The sequence below is a fragment of the Pseudomonas amygdali genome (assembly GCF_002699855.1).
GTDB lineage: Bacteria > Pseudomonadota > Gammaproteobacteria > Pseudomonadales > Pseudomonadaceae > Aquipseudomonas > Aquipseudomonas amygdali.
In genome coordinates, this window is record NZ_LKBW01000202.1 from 1 (window position 1) to 975 (window position 975).

At 54.5% G+C, this 975-nt stretch carries 2 protein-coding genes; both read left to right on the forward strand.

The features are described 5' to 3' along the window. Positions 1 to 282: 282 nt before the first annotated feature. On the forward strand, positions 283 to 615 hold the full coding sequence (locus AO277_RS14130) for a YnfA family protein (protein ID WP_044320234.1): 333 nt from the start codon (positions 283 to 285) through the stop codon (positions 613 to 615). A gap of 169 nt (positions 616 to 784) precedes the next feature. Next, the gene (csrA, locus tag AO277_RS14135) at positions 785 to 949 is read left to right on the forward strand and encodes a carbon storage regulator CsrA (protein WP_080899402.1); all 165 of its coding nucleotides are present in this window, start codon (positions 785 to 787) and stop codon (positions 947 to 949) included. Positions 950 to 975 lie beyond the last annotated feature (26 nt).

Here is a 975-nt window from a genome sequence, read left to right on the forward strand (position 1 = left end):
CACAATATTCTTTCACGGCTGCGAGTTTTGCCTGCACTGTATATTTACCCATGACGCCTCCAAAGGTTGCGTCCAACCTTCGGGGGTCATACCAGAGCGTGCGGAACGATAATCTCAACTATCGTGCGACGTTTATGACTATCGTGCGACGCTCCGCGTCGCATGCCGTTCTGGACGCTCTGCGTCCTCNTGAGCGACGTGTTCAAGGTCATCAGGGTCATGACCGCGCTGTTTTCTGATAGGGTTACGCCCCTCTTTTAAGCCCCTTTCAGCGAGTCCATCGTGCTCAATTACCTGTGGTTCTTTCTCGCAGCCCTGTTCGAGATATTCGGCTGCTATGCCTTCTGGCTATGGCTGCGCCAAGGCAAAAGCGCGCTGTGGGTCATTCCGGCACTCATCAGCCTGACACTGTTCGCGCTGTTGCTGACACGTGTGGAAGCGGCCTATGCGGGACGAACCTATGCGGCGTATGGCGGGATTTACATCGTCGCGTCGATTGCCTGGCTGGGGCTGGTCGAGCGGGTCAGGCCGCTGGGCACGGACTGGCTGGGGCTGGCTTTCTGCGTGATTGGCGCGACTATCATTCTGCTGGGGCCGCGCTGGTCTGCTGCATGAAAACTGCGGCTGCCAGCGATATTTCCTACAGATTTAGCTAGAAAGTAAGACCCTTCCTTCAGTCTTTTCCGATGCGTTTGAAGGGCGTTACTGATTTGCCATCAGCGCATTGAAGCGCTCGGTTTCGCGATGCACCCTGCCTTTTTGCGCAACGAGAAGGGTGGGAAAAATGCTGGTACTGACGCGGGAAATTGGTGAAACGTTTTCAATCGGTGATGACATCACCGTGCAGATTCTGGGTATCAACGGCAATCAGGTGAGGCTCGGGGTCAATGCCCCGAAAGACATCAAGGTTGAGACTGTCAGAAATTTTGTGTTCGGGCATAACATGTAGCTAGAGGTGCATGTATGCCGACCAAA